20 protein-coding genes are annotated in these 19,663 nt (G+C 72.8%); 11 read left to right on the forward strand and 9 right to left on the reverse strand.

What is annotated here, in order from left to right:
* Nucleotides 1-175 precede the first annotated feature (175 nt).
* Nucleotides 176-1,087 carry a phosphotransferase family protein gene (locus ABD901_RS15655; RefSeq protein ID WP_345127223.1) on the forward strand — a complete coding sequence of 304 codons (912 nt, stop codon included), beginning with the start codon at nt 176-178 and terminating at the stop codon, nt 1,085-1,087.
* Between the two features lie 16 nt (nt 1,088-1,103).
* Here the strand turns inward: ABD901_RS15655 and ABD901_RS15660 are convergent, their stop codons facing one another.
* Genes ABD901_RS15660 through ABD901_RS15695 form a run of 8 tightly spaced genes read right to left on the reverse strand, consistent with a single transcriptional unit; the run spans nt 1,104 to nt 7,361 of the window.
* Nucleotides 1,104-1,403, reverse strand: a complete 300-nt coding sequence (locus tag ABD901_RS15660; protein ID WP_345127225.1) for a DUF1905 domain-containing protein — start codon at nt 1,401-1,403, stop codon at nt 1,104-1,106.
* Nucleotides 1,404-1,450: 47 nt separating this feature from the next.
* Entirely contained in the window at nt 1,451-2,125 is a 675-nt protein-coding gene (locus tag ABD901_RS15665) for an SDR family NAD(P)-dependent oxidoreductase (protein ID WP_345127228.1), read from the reverse strand.
* Nucleotides 2,126-2,135: 10 nt separating this feature from the next.
* Nucleotides 2,136-2,300: a hypothetical protein gene (locus ABD901_RS15670; protein ID WP_345127230.1), complete on the reverse strand. Its 165-nt coding sequence runs from the start codon at nt 2,298-2,300 to the stop codon at nt 2,136-2,138.
* Complete coding sequence (locus tag ABD901_RS15675; protein ID WP_345127234.1) at nt 2,297-2,632, reverse strand: DeoR family transcriptional regulator; 336 nt, start codon at nt 2,630-2,632, stop codon at nt 2,297-2,299. Before ABD901_RS15675 ends, ABD901_RS15670 begins: the two co-directional genes overlap by 4 nt.
* A gap of 7 nt (nt 2,633-2,639) precedes the next feature.
* Nucleotides 2,640-4,133: a glycoside hydrolase family 36 protein gene (locus tag ABD901_RS15680; RefSeq protein WP_345127237.1), complete on the reverse strand. Its 1,494-nt coding sequence runs from the start codon at nt 4,131-4,133 to the stop codon at nt 2,640-2,642.
* Nucleotides 4,134-4,162: 29 nt separating this feature from the next.
* Nucleotides 4,163-5,500, reverse strand: a complete 1,338-nt coding sequence (locus tag ABD901_RS15685; RefSeq protein WP_345127241.1) for an ABC transporter substrate-binding protein — start codon at nt 5,498-5,500, stop codon at nt 4,163-4,165.
* A gap of 20 nt (nt 5,501-5,520) precedes the next feature.
* Entirely contained in the window at nt 5,521-6,402 is an 882-nt protein-coding gene (locus ABD901_RS15690) for a carbohydrate ABC transporter permease (protein ID WP_345127244.1), read from the reverse strand.
* Nucleotides 6,403-6,413: 11 nt separating this feature from the next.
* Nucleotides 6,414-7,361 (reverse strand): carbohydrate ABC transporter permease, encoded by a 948-nt coding sequence (locus tag ABD901_RS15695; RefSeq protein WP_345127831.1) that lies wholly within the window; start codon nt 7,359-7,361, stop codon nt 6,414-6,416.
* A gap of 189 nt (nt 7,362-7,550) precedes the next feature.
* Here ABD901_RS15695 and ABD901_RS15700 point away from each other — a divergent pair, with 189 nt between their 5' ends.
* From ABD901_RS15700 to ABD901_RS15710, 3 genes are all read left to right on the forward strand, one after another.
* The gene (locus ABD901_RS15700) at nt 7,551-9,896 is read left to right on the forward strand and encodes a fibronectin type III domain-containing protein (RefSeq protein ID WP_345127246.1); all 2,346 of its coding nucleotides are present in this window, start codon (nt 7,551-7,553) and stop codon (nt 9,894-9,896) included.
* Nucleotides 9,896-12,148: a DUF4832 domain-containing protein gene (locus ABD901_RS15705; RefSeq protein ID WP_345127248.1), complete on the forward strand. Its 2,253-nt coding sequence runs from the start codon at nt 9,896-9,898 to the stop codon at nt 12,146-12,148. Before ABD901_RS15700 ends, ABD901_RS15705 begins: the two co-directional genes overlap by 1 nt.
* Nucleotides 12,149-12,213: 65 nt before the next feature.
* Nucleotides 12,214-13,398 (forward strand): ROK family transcriptional regulator, encoded by a 1,185-nt coding sequence (locus tag ABD901_RS15710; protein ID WP_345127251.1) that lies wholly within the window; start codon nt 12,214-12,216, stop codon nt 13,396-13,398.
* Here the strand turns inward: ABD901_RS15710 and ABD901_RS15715 are convergent.
* Nucleotides 13,340-13,603: a hypothetical protein gene (locus ABD901_RS15715; RefSeq protein WP_345127254.1), complete on the reverse strand. Its 264-nt coding sequence runs from the start codon at nt 13,601-13,603 to the stop codon at nt 13,340-13,342. The genes ABD901_RS15710 and ABD901_RS15715 overlap by 59 nt on opposite strands.
* 115 nt (nt 13,604-13,718) lie before the next feature.
* Between ABD901_RS15715 and ABD901_RS15720 the strand changes: the two genes are divergently transcribed.
* The 7 genes from ABD901_RS15720 to ABD901_RS15750 all read left to right on the forward strand — a co-directional run bounded on the left by ABD901_RS15720 (nt 13,719) and on the right by ABD901_RS15750 (nt 19,651).
* Entirely contained in the window at nt 13,719-14,045 is a 327-nt protein-coding gene (locus ABD901_RS15720; RefSeq protein WP_345127258.1) for a flavin reductase family protein, read from the forward strand.
* Nucleotides 14,026-14,949, forward strand: a complete 924-nt coding sequence (locus ABD901_RS15725) for a hypothetical protein (protein WP_345127262.1) — start codon at nt 14,026-14,028, stop codon at nt 14,947-14,949. The genes ABD901_RS15720 and ABD901_RS15725 overlap by 20 nt, the downstream gene beginning before the upstream one ends.
* Nucleotides 14,950-15,226: 277 nt before the next feature.
* Complete coding sequence (locus tag ABD901_RS15730; RefSeq protein ID WP_345127265.1) at nt 15,227-16,120, forward strand: hypothetical protein; 894 nt, start codon at nt 15,227-15,229, stop codon at nt 16,118-16,120.
* Nucleotides 16,121-16,338: 218 nt separating this feature from the next.
* A complete protein-coding gene (locus tag ABD901_RS15735) occupies nt 16,339-17,280 on the forward strand; it encodes a metal ABC transporter substrate-binding protein (RefSeq protein WP_345127269.1) in 942 nt (313 codons plus the stop codon).
* On the forward strand, nt 17,273-18,013 hold the full coding sequence (locus ABD901_RS15740; RefSeq protein WP_345127272.1) for a metal ABC transporter ATP-binding protein: 741 nt from the start codon (nt 17,273-17,275) through the stop codon (nt 18,011-18,013). Before ABD901_RS15735 ends, ABD901_RS15740 begins: the two co-directional genes overlap by 8 nt.
* Nucleotides 18,013-18,888, forward strand: a complete 876-nt coding sequence (locus ABD901_RS15745; protein ID WP_345127274.1) for a metal ABC transporter permease — start codon at nt 18,013-18,015, stop codon at nt 18,886-18,888. The genes ABD901_RS15740 and ABD901_RS15745 overlap by 1 nt, the downstream gene beginning before the upstream one ends.
* Nucleotides 18,875-19,651: a metal ABC transporter permease gene (locus ABD901_RS15750; protein WP_345127278.1), complete on the forward strand. Its 777-nt coding sequence runs from the start codon at nt 18,875-18,877 to the stop codon at nt 19,649-19,651. The genes ABD901_RS15745 and ABD901_RS15750 overlap by 14 nt, the downstream gene beginning before the upstream one ends.
* Nucleotides 19,652-19,663 lie beyond the last annotated feature (12 nt).

Genomic DNA, 19,663 nt, shown 5'->3' on the forward strand with positions numbered 1-19,663 from the left:
GGCAGCCACTCACGGGGTGGCCTCTGCCGGCGAAACGGTCACACCACTGGTGACGCAACCCCCGATGAGGCTTGGCAGCCTGCTGCCGGGACCACGCGCGGACCGCGCCACCAGCCCGGATAGGCCCACCCGGGGCCAGACCATGAGTTTACGACTCAACTCTTAGTCTTGCGGCATGACCTTCGACGTCGCCCGATGGTGCGCCGAGCGGCTCGGCAGCCCCGTCGAGGAGGTGCTGTTCGCGGGCGGCCACCTCTCGCGCGTCCACGGGGTGCGCCTGGCCGACGGCCGGGAGGTGACCGTCAAGGCGCGGCCCGACTCGCCGCGGCTCGCCGCGTGCACCACCGTCCAGCGTGCACTGTGGACGGCCGGCTTCCCCGCGCCGGAGCCTCTCGCCGGCCCGGCGGTCGACAACGGACTGGCGGTGAGCGCCGAGCGGTACGTCCCCGGCGGCGATCCGGCGCCCGCCACCGAGCACGCCCGCCGGTTCGCCGGACTGCTCGCGCGGTTCGTCGCGCTCGCGCCCCCGGCGACGGCGATCGGCACCCTCGACCCGCCGCCGCCGTGGACGGCCTGGGACCACGGCGTGGACGGGGTCTGGCCCGCCGCCGACGACCGCGCCGACGACCTCAACGCCGCCGGGCACGCGACGCCGTGGATCGACGACACGGGCGCTCGCGTCCGCCGCCGGCTGGCCGCGTTCGCGCGCACCGAGGCCGGGCAACGACGGGTCGTCGGGCACGGCGACTGGGAGGCGCAGAACCTGCGCTGGGCCGGCGACGAGCCCCTGGTGGTACACGACTGGGACAGCGTCACGGCCGCTCCCGAGGCGGTCCTCGTCGGGCTCGCCGCCGCCGTGTGGCCGTGCGGGATGGTGCCGCGGGCCGCCACGGAGCAGGAGTCGGCGGCGTTCGTCGAGGAGTACCAGCGCGCCGCCGGGAGGGCGTGGACGGCCGGCGAGGTCGAGGCGAGCTGGGCGGCCGGGCTCTGGGTGTACGCGTTCAACACGAAGAAGGCGAGCCTCGACGGCGTGCCGTGGCTGGACCCACGCGAGGCCGAGCGACGCCTGGTGCTGGCCGGCGCGTAGGAGGCCGGCCGTGCGTTCACAGGTCGAGCAGCTCCAACGAGACGGCGGCGACGTCGCCGGCGTCGAGGCGCTCGGCCGTGCGCACCGCCCGCTTGACCGGCAGCACGTACGGCCCGCCGCTGCCCGGGAAGATCGAGGTCCGCCACGTCGTGCCCCCGATGCTCGCACGCACCCGCAGCGACCCGAACCCGCGCCGGGTGGGTGCGGACAGCTCGCGAATCTCCTCCGAGGCGTCCTCGGGCAGGCTGACGAAGATCCAGGTGTCGCCGCGGCGGGCGTCCCACTCCCACAGCGGCGCTTCGAAGTCGACGATCACGCCGCCCAGCATCACATCCCGCGCTCGCCGTGCGTGCCCCGGCGTGGTCACCAGGCCAGTGGGCGGCCGTCGCGGGTGAAGGTGCCGGTCGGGCCGTTCGGCGGGAGGTCGACCGCCCACAGGACGCTCGCAGCGCCCTCGGCGAGCGGCCGGCCGCCGGGGCCGCCCATGTCGGTCGCCACCCAGCCGGGGCAGACCGCGTTGACGAGGATGCCGTCGGGGCGCAGCTCCGCGGCCAGGATCCGCGTCAGAGCGTTCAGGGCGGCCTTGCTGACGCTGTAGGCGGGCGTGCCGCCGCCCATCGACGCCAGCGAGCCACCCTCGCTCGACACGTTCACGACCCGCGGGTGGTGGCCGCGGCGCAGGGCCGGCAGCAGCGCCTGCGTGACCCGCCAGGCGCCGAACAGGTTCGTCTCCATCGCCTCGTGGACCACCCCCAGGTCCGCGGCGGCGCCGGTCTGCCACGTGTCGTACAGGATCGCGGCGTTGTTCACCAGGACGTCCAGGCGGGGCACCGCCCGGGCGGCGGCCGCCACCGAGGCGTCGTCCGACACGTCGAGCTCGAGCACCTCGACCCGGCCGGCAACACCCGACGCGGCGCGCTCGCCCTTGTCGCGCGAGCGGGTGCCGAGCAGCACGGTCCAGCCGCGGGCCGCCAGCTCCCGGGTCACCTCGAGGCCGATGCCGCGGTTCGCGCCGGTCACCAGCGCAACGCGTTCCATGCCGGCAACGCTACTGCGCCAGCATCCAGCGCCAGCGCCGCAGCTGCAGCACGCACGCCGCCACCGCCAGCACGGCGACCACCGCCGCCGCCACCGGGGGCCAGTCCACGGCGGCGCCGGCGCACGCGGCCGCGGCCTGCAGCAGCTCCAGAGCGATCGCGGGCACGGCGATCATGGCCTAACACCGTTAGGAATGCGGCGCAGCCTGGAGCAGGCGTCCAGAGCCTGGTACAGGGCGTTCTCCACCGCGTTCAGGTCGTGGCGGTCCAGGGCGACCCGGACCCGCGCGACGCAGGCCGCCAGGACGCGGGCCTCGCCGCGCGGGCCAGGCGGGCGGGTCGCGCCGCCCCGGATCCGAGTCAGCGCGCCCCTCGTGGCCAGGCGCTCCAGGTCGCGGCGGGCGGTGGCCGGCGACGCGCCGGTGGCGGCCTGCACCTCGGTGATCGTCACGTACTCACGCTGGGCCAGCAGCTCGATGATCCGCTGGTGCCGGAGGGCAGGCAGCATGGCGGCCTCACGAGATGGGGTACAGCTGGCCGCCGGTGTCGGTCGCCACGGCCGGCGCGAAGTCGACCTCGCGGCCGTCGACGCTGAACCGGTAGCGGCCCAGGCGCCGCACCGCCGGCGTGCGGTCGAGGTACTCGCGCAGCTGCTCCAGCTCCGCCGGCGTGAGCCAGCTCGGCGGGTCGGAGACGGCCCGGAAGCCGCACACGTCGGCGAGATCGCGCAGCCACTGCAGCTGCTGCGGCGTCAGCAGGTTGAGCTTGCTGCGGAAGTAGACGACGTCCGGGTCGACCTCGAGGAGCGGCGCCTGCCACAGGCGGTGGACGCTGTTGACGACGGCGTTGCGGGCGGTCGCGTCGGACGGGTCGACGGAGGCGTAGTTGTCCCACATGGGCGCCACGTCCGGGCCGCTGCGCAGGCCGTCGAGCAGGCCGAGCGAGGGCAGCAGCATGGCGCCGGAGCCCAGCAGGTACACGTCGTCGCCCGCCGCCTCGCGCACGACCCGCAGCGCGTCGCGGTAGATGCGCTCGCGGTGGCGGCCGGGCAGGTACGCCGCGGCCGCGTTGACGAAGTCGAGCTTCAGGTAGCGGTACCCCCACTCGTGCACGACCCGCCGGGTGAGCGCGGCGACGTGCTCGAGGGCGTCCGCGCGTTCGAGGTCGAGCGCGTAGTACGGCCCGCCCCAGTTGTACCCGGCCACGACCGGGCGGCCGGCCTCGTCGCGCAGCAGCAGCTCCGGGTGCTCGGTGGCCAGGCGCGAGTGCGGCAGCGCGATGAACGGCGCCAGCCACAGCCCCGGCGTGAACCCGGCGTCGGCGATGCGCTCGGCGAGGTCCGCCATGCCGCTGGGGAACTTGGCGTTGGGCTCCCAGTCGCCGACGAGCTCCTCCCAGCCGTCGTCGATCTGCACGACGTCGAACGGCAGTCCCGCGAGGTCGGCGATGTCCTTGGTCAGCTGGGCCTCGGTGACGTTCTCGTAGTAGGCGTACCAGCTGCACCAGACGTTGCCGGCGCGGCGGCGGGCGGCGCCGAAGCGCTCGGCGAGCTGGTCGGTGTAGGCGGTGAACACGTCCTGCTCGGCGCCGTAGGCCAGGAACCACTCGGCGCCGCCGGAGGCGTACCAGCCCGTGAGGGTGTCGTGGTCGGCGGTGAGGCGGGGCGTGTCCAGGCCGAGGGCGCCCAGCAGCAGGGTGCCGCCGTCGGGGCCCTGCAGCGCGGCGACCGCCGAGCCGTGGTGGCGGCCCGGCTCGTCGAAGGCGGGGTCGTCCGCGGTGACGAGCCGGGTCGGGTTGGGGATGCGCAGCGGGGGCTCGCTCAGGCGGCGCCACCCGCAGGGGCTCCACGAGTTGTGCCCGTGGCGGTAGAAGGAGGCGTCGCCGAGCCCGTGCAGGATCGCGACCCGGCCCGGGGGCAGCAGGATGCCGCCCGGTGCGGACCGGGGGGTCCCGTCGCCGGAGTGCTGGAGGGCGAAGTGGCGTCTGCCGAGCTCGACGACCTGTGCCATGGTTCTCCTTAGATCCTTTCCGGGTTGCGTTACTTGAAGAGGGCGTTGACCTGGTCGTTGGCCTTCTTCAGGGCGTCGGCCGGCGCGGCCTGGCCCAGGACGACGGCCTGCAGGGAGTCCTGCACGATCTGGCTGACCTCGTTGCCGTGGTCGCTGATCGGCAGGAAGAACGTCCCGCCGGGCGCAGCTGCCTCGTCGGTGAAGACGTGCACGTCGCGGCCCGCGGTCTTGTGCGCCGCGAGGGCCTTGTCGGCGGCGGACTTGATGGCGGGGAACACGACCGCCTTGTCGCCGACGATGTCCTGGCAGGCCGAGGAGCCCAGGAACTTGACCCAGGCCCACGCCTGGTCGGGGTGCTTGGTGCCGGCGTAGATGGCGTCGGACAGGCCGTTGATGGCGGTCTTGCGCCCGGCCGGGCCGGTGGGCAGCGGCGCGAAAGCGTACTTCTGCTTGGCGTCCGCGCCGAGGTAGGTGCTGATCGTCCAGGAGCCGACGATGGTGTACGCCGCCTGGCCCGCGTCCATCACGGCGTCGCGGCCGAGGTTGGACTGCTTGTCGAACTTCGGCGCATAGCCCGCGTCGATGAGGTGCTTGAACCAGGCGATCGTCTGCGCGAGCTTCGGGTCGTCGTAGTTGTAGTGGGTGCCCCACGGGTTCTTGTCGAGGTAGGTGAAGCCGTTGGAGACGGCGAGGTCGCCCCAGCCGTTCTGGCCCTGCGCGCCGTCGGCCCACTCCGGCAGGAAGCCGTACACCTTGACGTGCGCCTTGTCGAAGGCCGGGTCGAGGCCGTTCTTGCCGTTGGCGTCGACGGTGGCCTTGGCGATCGCCTGCTCGAACGTGCCGCCGTCGTTCGGGTTCCAGGTGAGCTTGTCCAGGCCCGCGGTGTCGGTGACGAGCTTGGTGTTGTACACCACCGCCATCGTGTCCCAGTCCTTCGGCAGCCCGTAGCGCTTGCCGTCCTTGACGAACAGGTCCGCGAGCCCCGCCTGGTACTGCGAGAGGTCGACCTTGTCCTTGTCGACGAACGGCTGGATGTCGAGGATCTGGTTGCTGGACACGAACTGCGGGTAGTACGAGGCGTGGTCGGTCCAGACGTCGGGCGCGCCGCCGCTGGCCAGCTGGGTGGTGAGGTTCTGCCAGTACTGCGCCCACTGCGTCTGCGTGAACTTGATGGTGATATTCGGGTTGGCCTTGGTGAACTCGTCGGCGCAGGCCTGGTAGGCGGGCTGCTGCTTGTCGTCCCACAGCCAGTAGTTGATGGTGACCTTGCCGCCGTCGGCGGCGTCGTCGCCGCCGGAGCAGGCGGCCAGTGGCATAAGCAAAGCCGAGGCGGCCAGCACCGCCGCCGTGCGGGATCGTCTGAACACGAGGGGGTTCCCTTTCGAGGTCACTTGATGCCGGTGAAGTTGAGGGATTGGACGAGGCGCTTGCCCAGGAAGATGAGCAGCGCGAGGACGGGCAGGACCGACAGCGTGGAGGCGGCCATGAGTCCGGTCCAGTCCGGCTGGGTGTTCGGGGACTGCTGGAGAAACACCCCGAGGGCCACGGTGAGCACCCGGGTCTGCTCCCCGCGGCCGACGAGCAGCGGCCACAGGAAGTCCTTCCACGCCCACACCGAGGTGGTGAGCGCGATGGTGATGAGCGGGCCGCGGCTCATGGGCATCACGACCCGCCAGAACACGCCCCAGCGCCCGGCGCCGTCGATGACCGCCGCCTCCTCGACCTCCCGCGGCACGGACAGGAAGAACTGGCGGAGGAAGAACACGGCGAAGGGCGTCATGAGCAGCGACGGCGCGACCATGCCGGCGAACGTGTCGATGGCGCCGAGGCTCTTGACGAGCGTGAAGTTGGGCAGCAGCGTGAAGATCGGCGGGACCATCAGCGCCGCGACCATGACGCCGAAGACGAGGTCCCGGCCCGGGAAGCGCAGGCGGGCGAAGGCGTAGCCCGCCAGGGCGCAGCAGAACGTCTGCGCGGTCGCGATGAGCGCGCAGTAGATGACGGAGTTCAGGGTGTACCGCAGGAAGTCGATCTGCGCCCCGGAACCGCCGGCGTTGCGCGCGGTCTGGTTGTCGACCAGGCCGAGCACGCGCCAGAAGTTGATCATCGTGGGGTGTGCGGGGAACACGGCCGTGCTGTCGGAGTAGATGTCCGCGGCCGGGGTGAGCGCGGTGCGGACCATCCAATAGAACGGCGCGACGGTGAGCGCGAGGAACACGATCAGCACGAGCCAGGCCAGCAGCCGGCCCGGTGCGAAGCGGCGGGTCATCGCGGGCCCTCTCAGGTGAGGTCGGATCGGGAGGCGCGCAGCAGCCGCATCTGCACGGCGGTGAGCACGCCGAGGATGACCACGAGCACCATCGCGGCCGCGGCGGCGTAGCCCATGTGGAAGTACGTGAAGGCCTGCTGGTAGATGTAGTAGTAGATGACCCGCGTGGCGCCGACCGGGTCGCCCTTGGTGGTGACGGCGACGGTGTCGAAGATCTGGAACGAGCCGATCAGCGACACCACGAGCACCAGCGCGAGGATCGGGCGCAGCAGCGGCAGCGTGATCCGGCGGAACATGCGCAGCTCCCCCGCGCCGTCCAGGGACGCGCTCTCGTAGAGGTGCTGCGGTATCTGCAGCATGCCGGCGTAGAGCAGCAGGGCGGTGTAGCCGGTGTACGCCCACGTGTTGATGAGCGCGATGGACGGCATCGCGAAGTCGGGCGAGCGCAGGAAGCCGGTGGTCGGCAGCCCCACCGCGGACAGCAGGTGGTTGACGAAGCCGAGGTTGGCGTCCAGCAGCCACATCCACAGCAGGGCCACGGTCACGTTCGGCACCAGCCACGGCAGCAGCAGCGTGGCCCGCACCACGACCGAGCGGGTCAGCCGGTGCATGAGGGCGGCCAGGCCGAGCGCGAGCAGCGTCTGCGAGCCGATGTTGAGCACGACGTAGTACGCCGTGACCCGCAGCGAGCCCCAGAACTTCGCGTCGGAGACGAGTTCGGCGTAGTTGTCGGCGCCGACGAACGACGGGGTGTTGAGCAGGCTGTAGTCGGTCACCGAGTACCAGACGCCGCGGATCGTCGGGTACAGGTAGAAGACCGCGAAGCCGGTCAGCACCGGCACCAGGAACAGCCAGGCGATCCCCCGGTCGTCGCGGGCCCGGCGGCGCCGGGCGGGGGCCTCCGGCTCGCCGGGAGGATCGGGCGCCGGCACGGCTGGCACCGCAACGGCATTACGCATCGTCACGATCCGACCTCGTTTCCTTGAGTGAAGCGGGTTCAACCAATCGAAGATCTTCGAGATTTGCGTCTTGCGGCGGGGGGTGGGCGATCGCTAATAATGATGAAGCTCATGGAAACTTTGTCAACACCTCCTCGTATCGAATCGCGTTCGAGGAGCACCCGCACCCCACCTCGTGGAGGTTCATCCATGCGCATCGCCATGCGGTGGCGCCGCTTCGCGCGGGCCGCCGCCGCCTGTACGGTCGCCGCCACGGCCGTGCTCGTCCTCGCGCCGAGCGGCAACGCCGCCGCGTTCACGCCGGTGCCCGCCGGGCCGCCGGCCCGACCGGCCGCGCCGGGCACACCGAGCCCGTCGCTGACCGACCACCCGCTCGCGGCCGCACCGAGCCCGCTGGACAACCCGCTCAAGGGCTTCGCCCGCTTCTACTTCCCCGGCGACGACCAGAGCCTGGGCTACCCGCGCTCCCTCGCCTGGAGCTACTTCGGCCTGTCGGAGGTGATGACCAGCGCGACCGACTGCTCGAGCTACAACTGGTCCATTGTGGACAACGCGCTGAACGAGATCGCCTCGTACGGCAACCAGGCCGCCATCCGCTTCTACCTGGAGTACCCCGGCGGAACCGGCAGCCACCCGGGCAACGCCATCCCGCACTGCTTCGACGGGCACGTCACCTACCGCAACAACACCTTCTGGGGCACCGTCTCGCCCGACTACGACAGCGCCTACCTGCTCAGCGCGGTCACGAACTTCATCGCCGCGTTCGGCGCCCGCTACGACGGCGACCCGCGCATCGGGTTCATCAACCTCGGCATCGTCGGGCTGTGGGGCGAGTGGCACACGTGGCCGTTCGACACGGACACCGCCGACGGGTACCCCAACCTGATGCCGACCGACGCCCACGCGGCGCAGATCGTGCAGGCCTTCGACACCGCGTTCAACACCACCAAGCTCGAGATCCGCTACCCCGACTCGGCCGGCGGCGCCGCCAACGCCCGCGACATCGGCTACCACGACGACTCGTTCTGCTACAAGGAGGGCTCGCCGCTGGCCGGCGTCACCCTGCCGCAGTCGCTGGGCGGCGCGAGCTACGCCCAGCTGCAGCGCGCGCTGAACCAGGGCGTGGAGAACAAGTGGGTCACCGACTCGATGGGCGGCGAGGTGCGCCCGGAGATCCAGAGCTCGGCGTTCACCTCCTGGCCCGGCGGCTCCGGCCAGGTCGACAACATGAAGGCCTGCATCGAGCTCGAGCACACCACGTGGAAGATCAACCAGACCAGCCAGAGCTACCCGGCCACCGACCCGAACGTGGCCGCGGCCGTGCGGCTCATGGGCTACGACCTCACCGCCACCCACGCGTACTACCAGAACAGCGTCACCGGCAGCACCGCGACCGTCGGCGTCACCATCGCCAACAACGGCGTGGCACCGTTCTACTACCCGTGGACGGTCACGCTCGGGCTGAAGAACGCCGCCGGCACGGTCGTGAAGACGTGGGACACCCCCTGGGACCTGCGCACCGTGATGCCGCTGAAGATCCGGGCGTTCCCGGACTGGAACGTCGGCGCCGACCCGGCCTACCGGGACTTCGGCTACCCGCAGTACTTCCAGGCCGGCGTCAGCCTCGCCGGCGTCTCGTCGGGCTCCTACCAGCTCGTGCTGCGCGTGAAGAACCCCCTGGAGGCGCTGAGCCCTGCGGCGAAGAAGCTGCGCTTCGGCAACGCCACCCAGAACGCCGACGGCTGGCTCGGCCTCGGCTCGATCGGCGTCGGCACCGGCGGCGGCACCGACACCACCCCGCCGTCGGCACCCACCGGCCTGGCATCGCCCGGCGCCACGACCACGTCGATCTCACTGTCGTGGAACGCGTCCACCGACGACGTCGGCGTCACCGGATACCAGGTCTTCCGCAACGGCACCCAGGTCGGCGCGCCGAGCGGCACCACCTTCACCGACACCGGCCTGACGGCCGGTTCCTACACCTACACCGTCAAGGCCCGCGACGCCGCGGGCAACCTCTCGCCGGCCTCGGCGCCGCTCACCGCGAGCACGTCCAGCACGCCGCCACCGCCGGCCGGCCTGGTCCTCGACGACTTCGACGGTAACCCCGCCTACCCGTCGGCGGCCCAGAACGACCTGCACAAGTGGACCGGCGGCAACTGCTTCGGAAACGGCGGCGGCAACGGCGTCGTCGCCGGCGGGGCCCTGGCGCTGCAGTACAACAACTGCGGCTGGTTCGGCAGCGACGTCAACCAGGACGTGTCGGCGTACACGTACCTCGTCGTGCGCGTCAAGGGCGCAAGCGGCGGCGAGCAGACGCAGTTCAACATGGGCCTCGGCGGCACCACGAAGGTCTTCGGCGACTACGTCCTCGACGGCGGCGGCCACCCGGCCATCACCACCGCCTACCAGGACATCCGGATCCCGATGGCCGCCAACGGCATCAGCCGCACCAGCCCCGCGCAGCTCGCGATGGGCTTCTGGTACGGCGGCAACAGCACGATCACCATCGACAGCTTCTCCTTCAGCAACTGATGAACGGGACCTTCCGAGGCAGGGCGGCCGCCGTGGCGGCGGCCGTCCTGGCCCTCCCGCTGCTCGGCCCGGCGGTTCCCGCCCAGGCCGCACCGACCGCCACCGTCGCATACACCGGCGACTTCGCCACCGCGTTCACCAACCCGGAGCGCGGCTTCCACAACCGGTACGAGATCGTCGACGACCCGTCCGTCAACGACTACGCGAGCAACACGATCCCCGGCTTCAACCCCGACATGCTCGACCGCACGTTCGCCCGGGCCCGTGCCGACGGCGACACGCTCGTCCACAGCTACGTCCACCTCGACAAGTACCAGACCAGCGACCTGCCGCAGGCGCTGCTGACCAACCTCGGCACCGGGCTCGGCGCGGTCCGGGCGCAGGGCATGAAGATCGTCCTGCGCGTCGCCTACGTGTGGGACGGCTACTCCGCGGTCACCGAGGCGCAGATGGAGCGGCACATCGACCAGCTCGCACCGGTGCTGGCCGCCAACGCCGACGTCGTCATGCACCTCGAGGCCGGGTTCTTCGGCGCGTGGGGCGAGTGGCACGAGAGCCCTTACACGGCCGCGTCCGAGGAGAGCCAGGCGCCCGTGCGGTACCGCCTCGTGAAGAAGCTCCTCGCGAGCACCCCGGCGTCGATGCCGGTCGCGATCCGCTACCCGATCTTCAACTACGAGTTCGCGCAGCGCACCACCGCACCGCCCGGCTGCACCCTGCCGGACGGCTGCCTGCTGACCACCCGCGACTTCGACCGGCTCGGCTTCCACGACGACTGCTTCCTCGCCGACTCGGCCGACATGGGCACGTACGACCAGAACTCGTGGCTGGGCTGGTTCGACGTGGCGACGAAGAAGCAGTGGGTGTACGACATGGCGACCTCGACCGGCGGCAACAAGATCGTCGGCGGGGAGACCTGCAACGCCAGCGGCGGCAACGACGCCGCCGGGGTCAACGCGCAGTACGAGCTGGCGCACCAGCACTGGACCGAGATCAACGAGGACTACGCGGCGGTCAACACCGACCTGTGGAAGGCCGCGAACATGGCGGCGTCGGGCAGCGACCCGGCCGAGACCCTCTTCACCCGGATCAAGCGCAAGCTCGGCTACCGGCTGCGCCTGGTCGACGCGACCTTCACCACGCAGGCCGCGGCCGGCGGCGCGTTCACCTTCTCGGCGCACCTGGCCAACGACGGGTACGCGGGCATCATCAAGCCGCGCCCGGTGTACCTCGTGTTCGACGACGGCACCCACCGCTACGACGTGCCGCTGACCGGACTCGACCCGCGCACCTGGAAGCCCGGCAACGTCGCCGTGCCCACCCAGAGCGTGACGCTGCCCGCCATGGCGAACGGCACCTACCGGCTCGCCCTGTGGCTGCCCGACCAGGCCACGGGGCTGCGCGGCAACCCGGCGTACTCCGTCCGGCTCGCCGACACCGGCACCTGGGACGCCGCCAAGGGCTACAACGTCCTGTCCAACACCGTCACCATCGGCGCCTGCACCGGCGACTGCACGCCGCCCACGGCGCCGACCCTGGCGGCGCCCGTCGTGAGCGGCACGTCGGTGTCGCTGTCCTGGTCCGGCGCCACCGACAACGTGGGCGTCACCGGATATCGCATCTATCGCGACGGTACGGCGGTGACGACGACCACCGGCACCTCGTACACCGACACCGGCGTACCGGCCGGATCGCACACCTACACCGTGACCGCCCGCGACGCCGTCGGCTACGAGTCGCCGGCCAGCAACGCGGTCACGGCGACGGTCGCCGTGGTGACCCCGCCGCCGCCCGCCGGCCTCGTGCTCGACGACTTCGACGGCATGCCGGCCTACCCGTCGGCGGCGAAGAACGACCTCGGCCGGTGGACCGGCGGCAACTGCTTCGGCAACGGCGGCGGCAACGGCGTGGTCGCCGGCGGCGCGCTCGCACTGCAGTACAACAACTGCGGCTGGTTCGGCAGCGACGTGGCCACCGACCTGTCCGCGTACACCTATCTCGTCGTGCGCATCAAGGGCGCCGCCGGCGGGGAGCAGGCCCACTTCAGCCTGTCCCTCGGCGGCTCCACGAAGGTGTTCGGCGACTTCACCCTGGACGGCGGCGGCCACCCGGCCATCACCGCCGCCTACCAGGACGTCAGGATCCCGATGGCCGCCAACGGCATCAACCGGGCCAGCCCGTCCCAGCTGGCGCTCGGCTTCTGGTACGGCGGCAGCAGCACCGTCACCATCGACAGCATCGTGTTCCAGTAGCCGCTTGCGCTCCGGGGCGTAGTTTGTAAACTCCATAGCAATATTAGCGGGCTAGGGGGCAGACTGTGACAGATCAGGTCATCGCCGGGACCGACCTGTCGCGGCTGCGTGAGCTCAACTCGCTGACGGTGGTCCGGGCGCTGCGGGACCAGCCCCCGGCCACCGTCACCGAGCTCGCCAAGCTGACCGGCCTGTCGCGCCCCGCGGTCGACGTGATCGCGCAGGGGCTCGTCACCGGCGGCTGGGCGACGATCGTGGAGCCCGGGGGCAGCAGCGTCGTGGGCCGCCCGGCCCGCCGCTACCGCTTCCGGGCCACCGCCGGGTACGTCATCGGCGTCGACGTCGGCGCGCACAAGATACTGGCCCTGGTGGCCGACCTCGACGGCAACGTGGTGCACACGGCCCGAGTCGCCGTCGCCGCGGACGCCGACCCCGGCGAGCGCCTCGCCGCCCTCGACCAGATCCTCGCCACGTGCCTGGCCGAGGCGGGCAAGACGGCGCCGGACATCTGGGCGGTCACCATCGGCGTCACCGGCCCGGTCGACGCCACCGGCCGCACGACCCTGTTCACGCCGCTGCCCGGCTGGCAGACCGTCGACCTCGCCGCGCACCTGAGCGACCGGTTCACCTGCCCGATCATCGTCGAGAACGACTGCAAGCTCGCCGCCCTCGCGGAGCGGTGGCGCGGCGCGGCCCGGGACGCGAACGACATCGTGTTCCTGCTCGCCGGCATGCGCATGGGCGCCGGGCTCATCATCGACGGCGTCCTGCGCCGCGGCTACGGCGGCGCGGCCGGCGAGATCGGCGCGCTGAAGGCCGTGCGCTGGCTCGCGGCGCCGGCGCACCTGCAGCGCTGCCCGGGCGTGCCGGACACGGTCAGCCCGGACGACGCCGCCGCGTGGGTGTTCAACGCGGCCCGGGACGGCAACCGCGACGCCCGCGCCGCCGTCGGCCGCTACGTCAAGGACCTCGCCGTCGGCACCGCCGCGCTCGTACTGGCCCTCGACCCGCAGGTCGTGGTCTTCGGCGGCGGCTTCTCCCGCTCCGCTGACCTGGTCCTCGAGCCGCTGCAACGGGAGCTGCAGAAGCTGGTCCTGCGCGTGCCCGACGTGGTCGCCTCGACCCTCGGCGCCGACAGCGTCGCGCTCGGCGCGCTGCGCCTGGCGCTCAACGAGGTCGACCGGCGCCTGTTCACGCTGGGCCTGAGCGCCCCGGTCGCGCCGAGGGCCGCGGATCCCGCAGGACCGTGAGCTCGCGCAGGTAGTGCTCCTGCGCGACGAACCGCAGCGCGTCGAGGATGACGTCGAACATGACGATTCGGACCACGACGGTGGCGCGGTCGGCCTCGGCGTCCTGCTTCGCGAGGGCCGCCGCCTCCTGGTGGCCGAGCGCCTCGACCGCGTCCAGGTAGGGCGCCAGGATCGCCACGTCGGCCTCCCCCGCGAACTGCTGCACGGCGGCCAGGGCGCCGCTGAGCGTCGCGTGGCCGGCCGAGCGGCGATCGACCCACCAGCCGCGGCCGGCGAGGGACCGGTCGATCGCCGCCCCGGCCCCACGACAGGGGCCGCTCGTGGAGGAGGCCGACTGCTTCGCCGTGTCGGTGCTGGACGCGGCCCAGCGCGACGTGGCGCGCCGCTTCGCCGACCGCTCGCGCCCGCCCGGCGCCGCCCAGTTCGACGGCGTCGCCTGCATCGCCGGGAGCCGCACCGGCGCGCCCCTCATCGGCGGCGCCCTCGCGTGGCTGGAGTGCCGGCGCTGGCGCACCTACGACGGCGGCGACCACCTCATCCACGTGGGCCGCGTGCTGTCGGTACGCCGCGCGCCGCACGGCGACGCGCTGATGTCTTTCGAAGGCCACTACCTCACCGGAGGCAACCATGACCCTGACCGTCCCTGAGACCGCCGCACCGCGGGTCACCGCCGTCCACAAGGGACGGACCGCGGCGATCGGCGCCGTCGCCGGCGTGCTGCTGGCCGTGCTGTGGTCGGCCGAGCTCGTCGACAAGGTCATCGGCCAGCACGTCGCCGACGCGCTGCTGGGCCACGACGCCGGCGCCACCGCGATCGCCGGCACCGCCGGCGGCCTGCTCTTCGCGTTCGTCTCCGGCCTGGCCGGCACGTTCACCGCGTGCAACATCGCCATGGCCGCCTCCATCGGCCCGCTCAGCGTCGCCGGCAGGGACGCCGGACGCCCGTCGGCCCGCGCCTTCCTGCGCCCGGTCGGCTACCTGACGCTGGGCATGGTCGCCGTCTCGGCCACCTACGGCTTCGTCGGCGTGCTGCTCGGCGACCGCCTGCCGCAGCTGTCCACCGCGACGGCCGGCGGCATGCCGGTGCGGATCATCCAGTCGGCGGTCGTCTTCGGCGTCATCGGGCTGGCCCTGGCGTACCTCGGCTTGGCCATGCTCGGCGTCCTGCCCGACGTGTTCGCCAACCGCCCGGCGTGGCGGGTCGTCGCGCTCGGCGCACTCATCGGCGGCTTCCTCGTCGGCCGCCCCTACCCGATGTTCAACAAGCTCTTCCACTGGCCCGCCGACACCGGCAACCCGTTCTACGGCGCCGGCGCGCTCGTCCTGCAGTCGCTGGGCAACGTCATCATCGTCACCGCGCTGTTCGCGATCCTCGTGGCCGGCACCCGCGGCCGGTTCCTGCGCTGGCTGACCGGCGACCCCCGCCGCGCGATGGCGATCGCCGGCGCCCTGCTCATCGCCCTGGGCGTCTTCGACGTCGTCTACTGGGACCTGCGCGTGCCCGCCCACTTCGGCTACGGCTGGTTCCCCATGGCCCCGTACAACATGTGACGCGCCCGGCGGCACGGGAGAGCCGCCGGGCGGAGCCGATGACGGCCGCCGCGGCCGGCTGTGCGCTCAGCGCGACGAGCCCGGCGCCGGCCAGCGCCGCGGCCACGGTCGCGTTACGAATCCGCCGAACGATCTCCATTGGCCCTCCTCGGTTGATGGCTGGGACCGAGCGCTCGGCGGGAGCATCTCGCTGCTGGCTCGGGCGGTCGCCGGCGCGCTGCTGTCCGGCACCGACCCCCGTTCGCCGGGCGCGCTCGCCGACGCGGCCGCCGACGTCGTGCTGCGGCGGCTGCGGGTCGAGGCGCCCGGCCTGGACCCGGCCGCGCTGTCGGTGCTGGCCACCGTCGACGGCGCCGACGAGGAGCTGCTGGCCGCGCTCCTGCCGCCGGCGCGCGGCGGCTTCGACGGGCTCGCCCGGCTCAGCGTCGTGCGCGCGCAGGCGCACGGCCTCGACGGCGCCGAGCACGGCTTCCACATGCTCGTCGACGGCGAGGACCGGCCCGTCGGCATGGTCAACCTGAGGCCGCTGGGCACCGGCGCCGCCCCGGTCCTGGAGCCGCTGCTGCAGCAGCACGCCGAGGCCCTCGCCGGGCGGGGCGCCGGCGGTGCCGTGGTCGGGATGATGGTGGTCGAGGAGCGCTACGCCCGCTTCCAGCCGCTGCTGGTGCGCCAGATCCTCGCGCAGGGGATCGCGCACGGGCGGCTGGTGGTGTCCACGCCGTGGCTGCCGTACCAGCAGATGTGCGCCCGCTTCGGCCTGCGCCGGGTCGGGCAGACCCGCGACGACCTGTACCGCTGCGGCCGGGCCAACGCCGTCTACGCCCGCGGCTTCCGGCCCGGCGGGCTGCCCGGCTGGCTGGGCCGGCTGCAGGCGCCGCCGGAGGACGAGCCGGACGCGCCGCACGTCGCCGCCGTGCGGGCCGCCCTGGAGCAGCTGCGCGCGGGGCGCCCGGCGGGACCGCCGCTGGGCGACCGGGTCCTCGCCGCGGTCATGGCCCTGGCCGCGTCGCCCTCGCCGGTGGACCGGGAGGCGGCGGCGGTGCTCGGCGGGTACTACGTGCGCGGCGCCGGCGGGCACGACCTCGTCGCGCACGCGCTGCACCTGAGCCGGGCGACGTACCTCCGCCGCCTGCGCCAGGGCCTGGCCCGCGTCGCGGAGCTGCTGGGCTGATCCGCGCGCCGTCCGCCCTGGGCGGCGAGGCACACCGCGCCTTCGTCTCGCTACGCGGCCGGCCGCTCAACCAGTCGCCCGAACTGCGCAACTGCTGAAGGCCCGGCCGGCCATGCGCACATCGCCATGCGACGGCTCGTTATTGAAAATGAAAACGAGTACCGTCTAGCCCGTTCGCATGGCCGGCCGTCAGGCCCTCAGCCCTCAGGAGCACCCTCATGCGCCCCTTCCGGCGTACGACCCTTGTCCTCGCGCTCGCCGCCCTCGCGGCGCCGCTCGCCGCGTGCGGCGCCGCGACACCGCAGCCCGCCGCGGCCGGCGGCGGGCGGCTCGCCGTCGTGGCGACGACGACCCAGGTCGCCGACTTCGCCCGCAACATCGGCGGCGACAAGGTCAGCGTCACCCAGGTCCTCAAGCCCAACGTCGACCCGCACGACTACGAGCCGACCCCGGCCGACATCGCCGCGATCGGCGCGGCCAAGGTCGTGGTCAAGAGCGGCGTCGGGCTCGAGCGGTGGCTCGACGAGACGATCGCCTCCGCCGGGTTCAAGGGCGCCACCGTCGATGCCAGCGCCGGCGTGACGATCCGCCAGGGCAACGGCGACGAGGAGGAGGCCGCCGGCGACCCGCACATCTGGCACGACCCGCGCAACGCCAAGACCATGGCGCAGAACATCGAGAAGGCGTTCGCCGCCGCCGACCCCGCCGACGCGGCCGCCTACGAGCGCAACCTCGCGGACTACTCGGCGAAGCTCGACGCGCTCGACGCCGACATCCAGGCGAAGATCGGCAAGCTGCCGCCGGGCGATCGCAAGCTGGTCACCAACCACGACGCCTTCGGCTACTACATCGACCGCTACCGGCTGCAGTTCGTCGGTTCGATCATCCCGAGCTTCGACACCTCGGCCGAGCTGTCCGCGCAGGACGTCGACAACATCGTGGCGAAGATCAAGCAGACGGGCGCGAAGGCGGTCTTCTCCGAGAGCTCGCTGCCGCCCAAGACCGCCGAGGCCATCGGCCGGCGGGCCGGCGTCAAGGTCGTCGCCGGCGAGGACGCGCTCTACGGCGACACGCTCGGCCCGCAGGGCTCCGCCGGCGACACGTACCTCAAGATGGAGGAGCACAACACCGACGTCATCGTGCAGGCCCTCGGTGGCTGACGCGATCGCGGACGCGCTGCGCATCGACGACGCCACGCTCGCCTACGACGCGGGGCCGGTGCTCGCCGGGGTCACCGGCCGCGTCGGCGCCGGCGAGGTCGTCACGCTCATCGGCCCCAACGGCGCCGGCAAGTCCACGCTCATCAAGGCCGTTCTCGGCCTCGTCCCGGTGGTCGGCGGCGCCATCACGGTGCTCGGGCGCACGCCCGCGGCGGCGCGCCGCGACGTCGGCTACGTGCCGCAGGCCGACACCCTCGACGCGCAGTTCCCCGTCTCCGCCGCGCAGGTCGTGCTCATGGGCCGCTACCGGCAGGTCGGCTGGCTGCGCCGCCCGGGCCGCGAGGACCGGCGCATCGCGGCGGAGGCCCTCGAGCAGGTCGGGCTGGCCGACCGCGCCCGGTCCACGTTCGGCACCCTCTCGGGCGGGCAGCGCCAGCGCGTGCTGCTCGCCCGGGCCATCGCCCAGCGGCCGCGGCTGCTGCTGCTCGACGAGCCGTTCAACGGCGTCGACCTCGTCAGCCAGGACGCCCTGCTGCGGGTCCTCGCGGACCTGCGGCGGCAGGGCACCGCGGTGCTGCTGTCCACGCACGACCTGGCCCTGGCGCAGCACGTCAGCGACCACGCGTGCCTGCTCAACCGCCGCATGTTCGGCTTCGGCCCGACCGCGCAGACCCTCACCGCGGACCTGCTGCGCGCGACCTACGGCGGCCAGATCGTCCTGGCACACCACTGATGCGCGCCGTCTTCGTGGAACCGTTCGCGGCCCCGTTCATGGCGCGCGCCCTGACCGAGCTGCTGCTGCTCGCCGTCCTGGCCGGCGTGGTCAGCACCCACGTGCTCATCCGGCGGCTCGGCTTCGTCGCCGACACCATGACCCACACCGTCTTCCCGGGCGTCGTGCTCGGCTTCCTCGCCGTCGGCGTCGACGGCGTGTTCCCCGGCGCGCTGCTGGCCGCCGCGCTCACCGCCGTGCTGCTCACCGCGTTCACCCGCATCGGCCGCGTCAGCGACGACACGGCCCTCGCCGTCCTGCTCGCCGCGATGTTCGCGGTCGGCGTCGTGCTGGTGTCGCGGCGCTCCTCCTACACCGCCGACCTCACCGCGTTCCTGTTCGGCCGGCTGCTCACGGTCACCGCCGCCCAGATCGCGCAGACCGCGGTCGTCGCCGCCGTCGTGCTGGCCGCCCTCGCGTGCGTGCACAAGGAGCTGCTGCTGCGGGCGTTCGACCCGCAGGCGGCCGCGGCTGCGGGCTTGCGGACCTGGCTGCTCGATCTGGTCCTCAACCTCGCCGTCGCCCTGGTCGTGGTCGCCGCCGCCCGGTCGGTCGGCACCCTGCTCGTCGTCGCCCTGCTCGTCGTGCCGGCCGCGACCGGCCGCCTGGTCGCCGACCGGATCGCGCCGATCGCCGCCGTGGGCGTCGCCGCGGCCGCGGTCTGCGGCTACGCCGGCCTGCTGGTCAGCTACCACGCCTCGGTCGGTTACGGGCTGCGGCTGACCGGTGGCGCCACGGTCGTGCTCACCCTCGTCGCGGTCTACCTGCTGACCATGCTCGCCGCGGCCGTCGCCCGGGCGCTGCGGACCCGCGGGAGCGGCCGTGCCGTGGCTTGAGGCGATCCTCGTCGGTACCGTGTGCGGCCTGATCGGCGTCCAGGTCGTGCTGCGGCGGCAGGCGTTCTTCACGATGGCGATGACGCACGCCACCTTTCCCGGCGTCGTCATCGCCGCCGTCACCGGCCTCAACCTCTACCTCGGCGGCGCCGCGGCCGGGGTGCTCGCCGCCCTCGCCGTCACCGCCCTGGCGCGCCGCCGCGGGCACGACCACAGCACGGCCACCGCGGTCGCGCTCGCCGCCGGGTTCGCCCTCGGCGTCGCCCTGATGTCGGCGCAGAACGGGTTCACCAAGGACCTCACGGCGTACCTCACCGGCAGCATCCTCACCGTCGCGCCCTCGGACGTGTGGGTCGCGGCCGGGGTCACCGCCGCCGTCGCGCTGGTGCTCGCCGCGCTGCACAAGGAGCTGGTGTACACCGCCTTCGACCGCGACGGCGCCCGGGCCGCCGGCTACCGCACCGGCGCGCTCGACCTGCTCGTCCTGCTGCTCATCGAGGCCGTCGTCGCCACGGCCGTGCCCGCGGCCGGCACCATCCTCACCCTGGCGCTCGTCGTGGCCCCGGCCGGCGCCGCCCGGCTGTGGACCGGCCGGCTCGGCACCATGACCGCCCTCGCCACCGCGATCGCGGTCGGCAGCGCGACCGGCGGGCTGTACCTGTCCCGGGCGTTCGACGTCGCCGCCGGCGGCGCGATCAGCCTGCTCGCCGCCGCCTGCTTCGTACTTTCCGCGCTCGCGCGCCGCAACCGGGGTGTCACCTAAGTGATCATCCCT

It is taken from the genome of Dactylosporangium darangshiense (assembly GCF_039537565.1).
GTDB classification, from domain to species: Bacteria; Actinomycetota; Actinomycetes; order Mycobacteriales; family Micromonosporaceae; genus Dactylosporangium; species Dactylosporangium darangshiense.

Bases quoted from the DNA above. Each gene is read 5' to 3' on its own strand.
- ABD901_RS15655 (WP_345127223.1), top strand. From the start codon at position 176: ATGACCTTCGACGTCGCCCGATGGTGCGCCGAGCGGCTCGGCAGCCCC.
- ABD901_RS15665 (WP_345127228.1), bottom strand. From the start codon at position 2,125: ATGGAACGCGTTGCGCTGGTGACCGGCGCGAACCGCGGCATCGGCCTC.
- ABD901_RS15670 (WP_345127230.1), bottom strand. From the start codon at position 2,300: ATGATCGCCGTGCCCGCGATCGCTCTGGAGCTGCTGCAGGCCGCGGCC.
- ABD901_RS15675 (WP_345127234.1), bottom strand. From the start codon at position 2,632: ATGCTGCCTGCCCTCCGGCACCAGCGGATCATCGAGCTGCTGGCCCAG.
- ABD901_RS15680 (WP_345127237.1), bottom strand. From the start codon at position 4,133: ATGGCACAGGTCGTCGAGCTCGGCAGACGCCACTTCGCCCTCCAGCAC.
- ABD901_RS15690 (WP_345127244.1), bottom strand. From the start codon at position 6,402: ATGACCCGCCGCTTCGCACCGGGCCGGCTGCTGGCCTGGCTCGTGCTG.
- ABD901_RS15695 (WP_345127831.1), bottom strand. From the start codon at position 7,361: ATGCGTAATGCCGTTGCGGTGCCAGCCGTGCCGGCGCCCGATCCTCCC.
- ABD901_RS15700 (WP_345127246.1), top strand. From the start codon at position 7,551: ATGCGCATCGCCATGCGGTGGCGCCGCTTCGCGCGGGCCGCCGCCGCC.
- ABD901_RS15705 (WP_345127248.1), top strand. From the start codon at position 9,896: ATGAACGGGACCTTCCGAGGCAGGGCGGCCGCCGTGGCGGCGGCCGTC.
- ABD901_RS15725 (WP_345127262.1), top strand. From the start codon at position 14,026: ATGACCCTGACCGTCCCTGAGACCGCCGCACCGCGGGTCACCGCCGTC.
- ABD901_RS15735 (WP_345127269.1), top strand. From the start codon at position 16,339: ATGCGCCCCTTCCGGCGTACGACCCTTGTCCTCGCGCTCGCCGCCCTC.
- ABD901_RS15745 (WP_345127274.1), top strand. From the start codon at position 18,013: ATGCGCGCCGTCTTCGTGGAACCGTTCGCGGCCCCGTTCATGGCGCGC.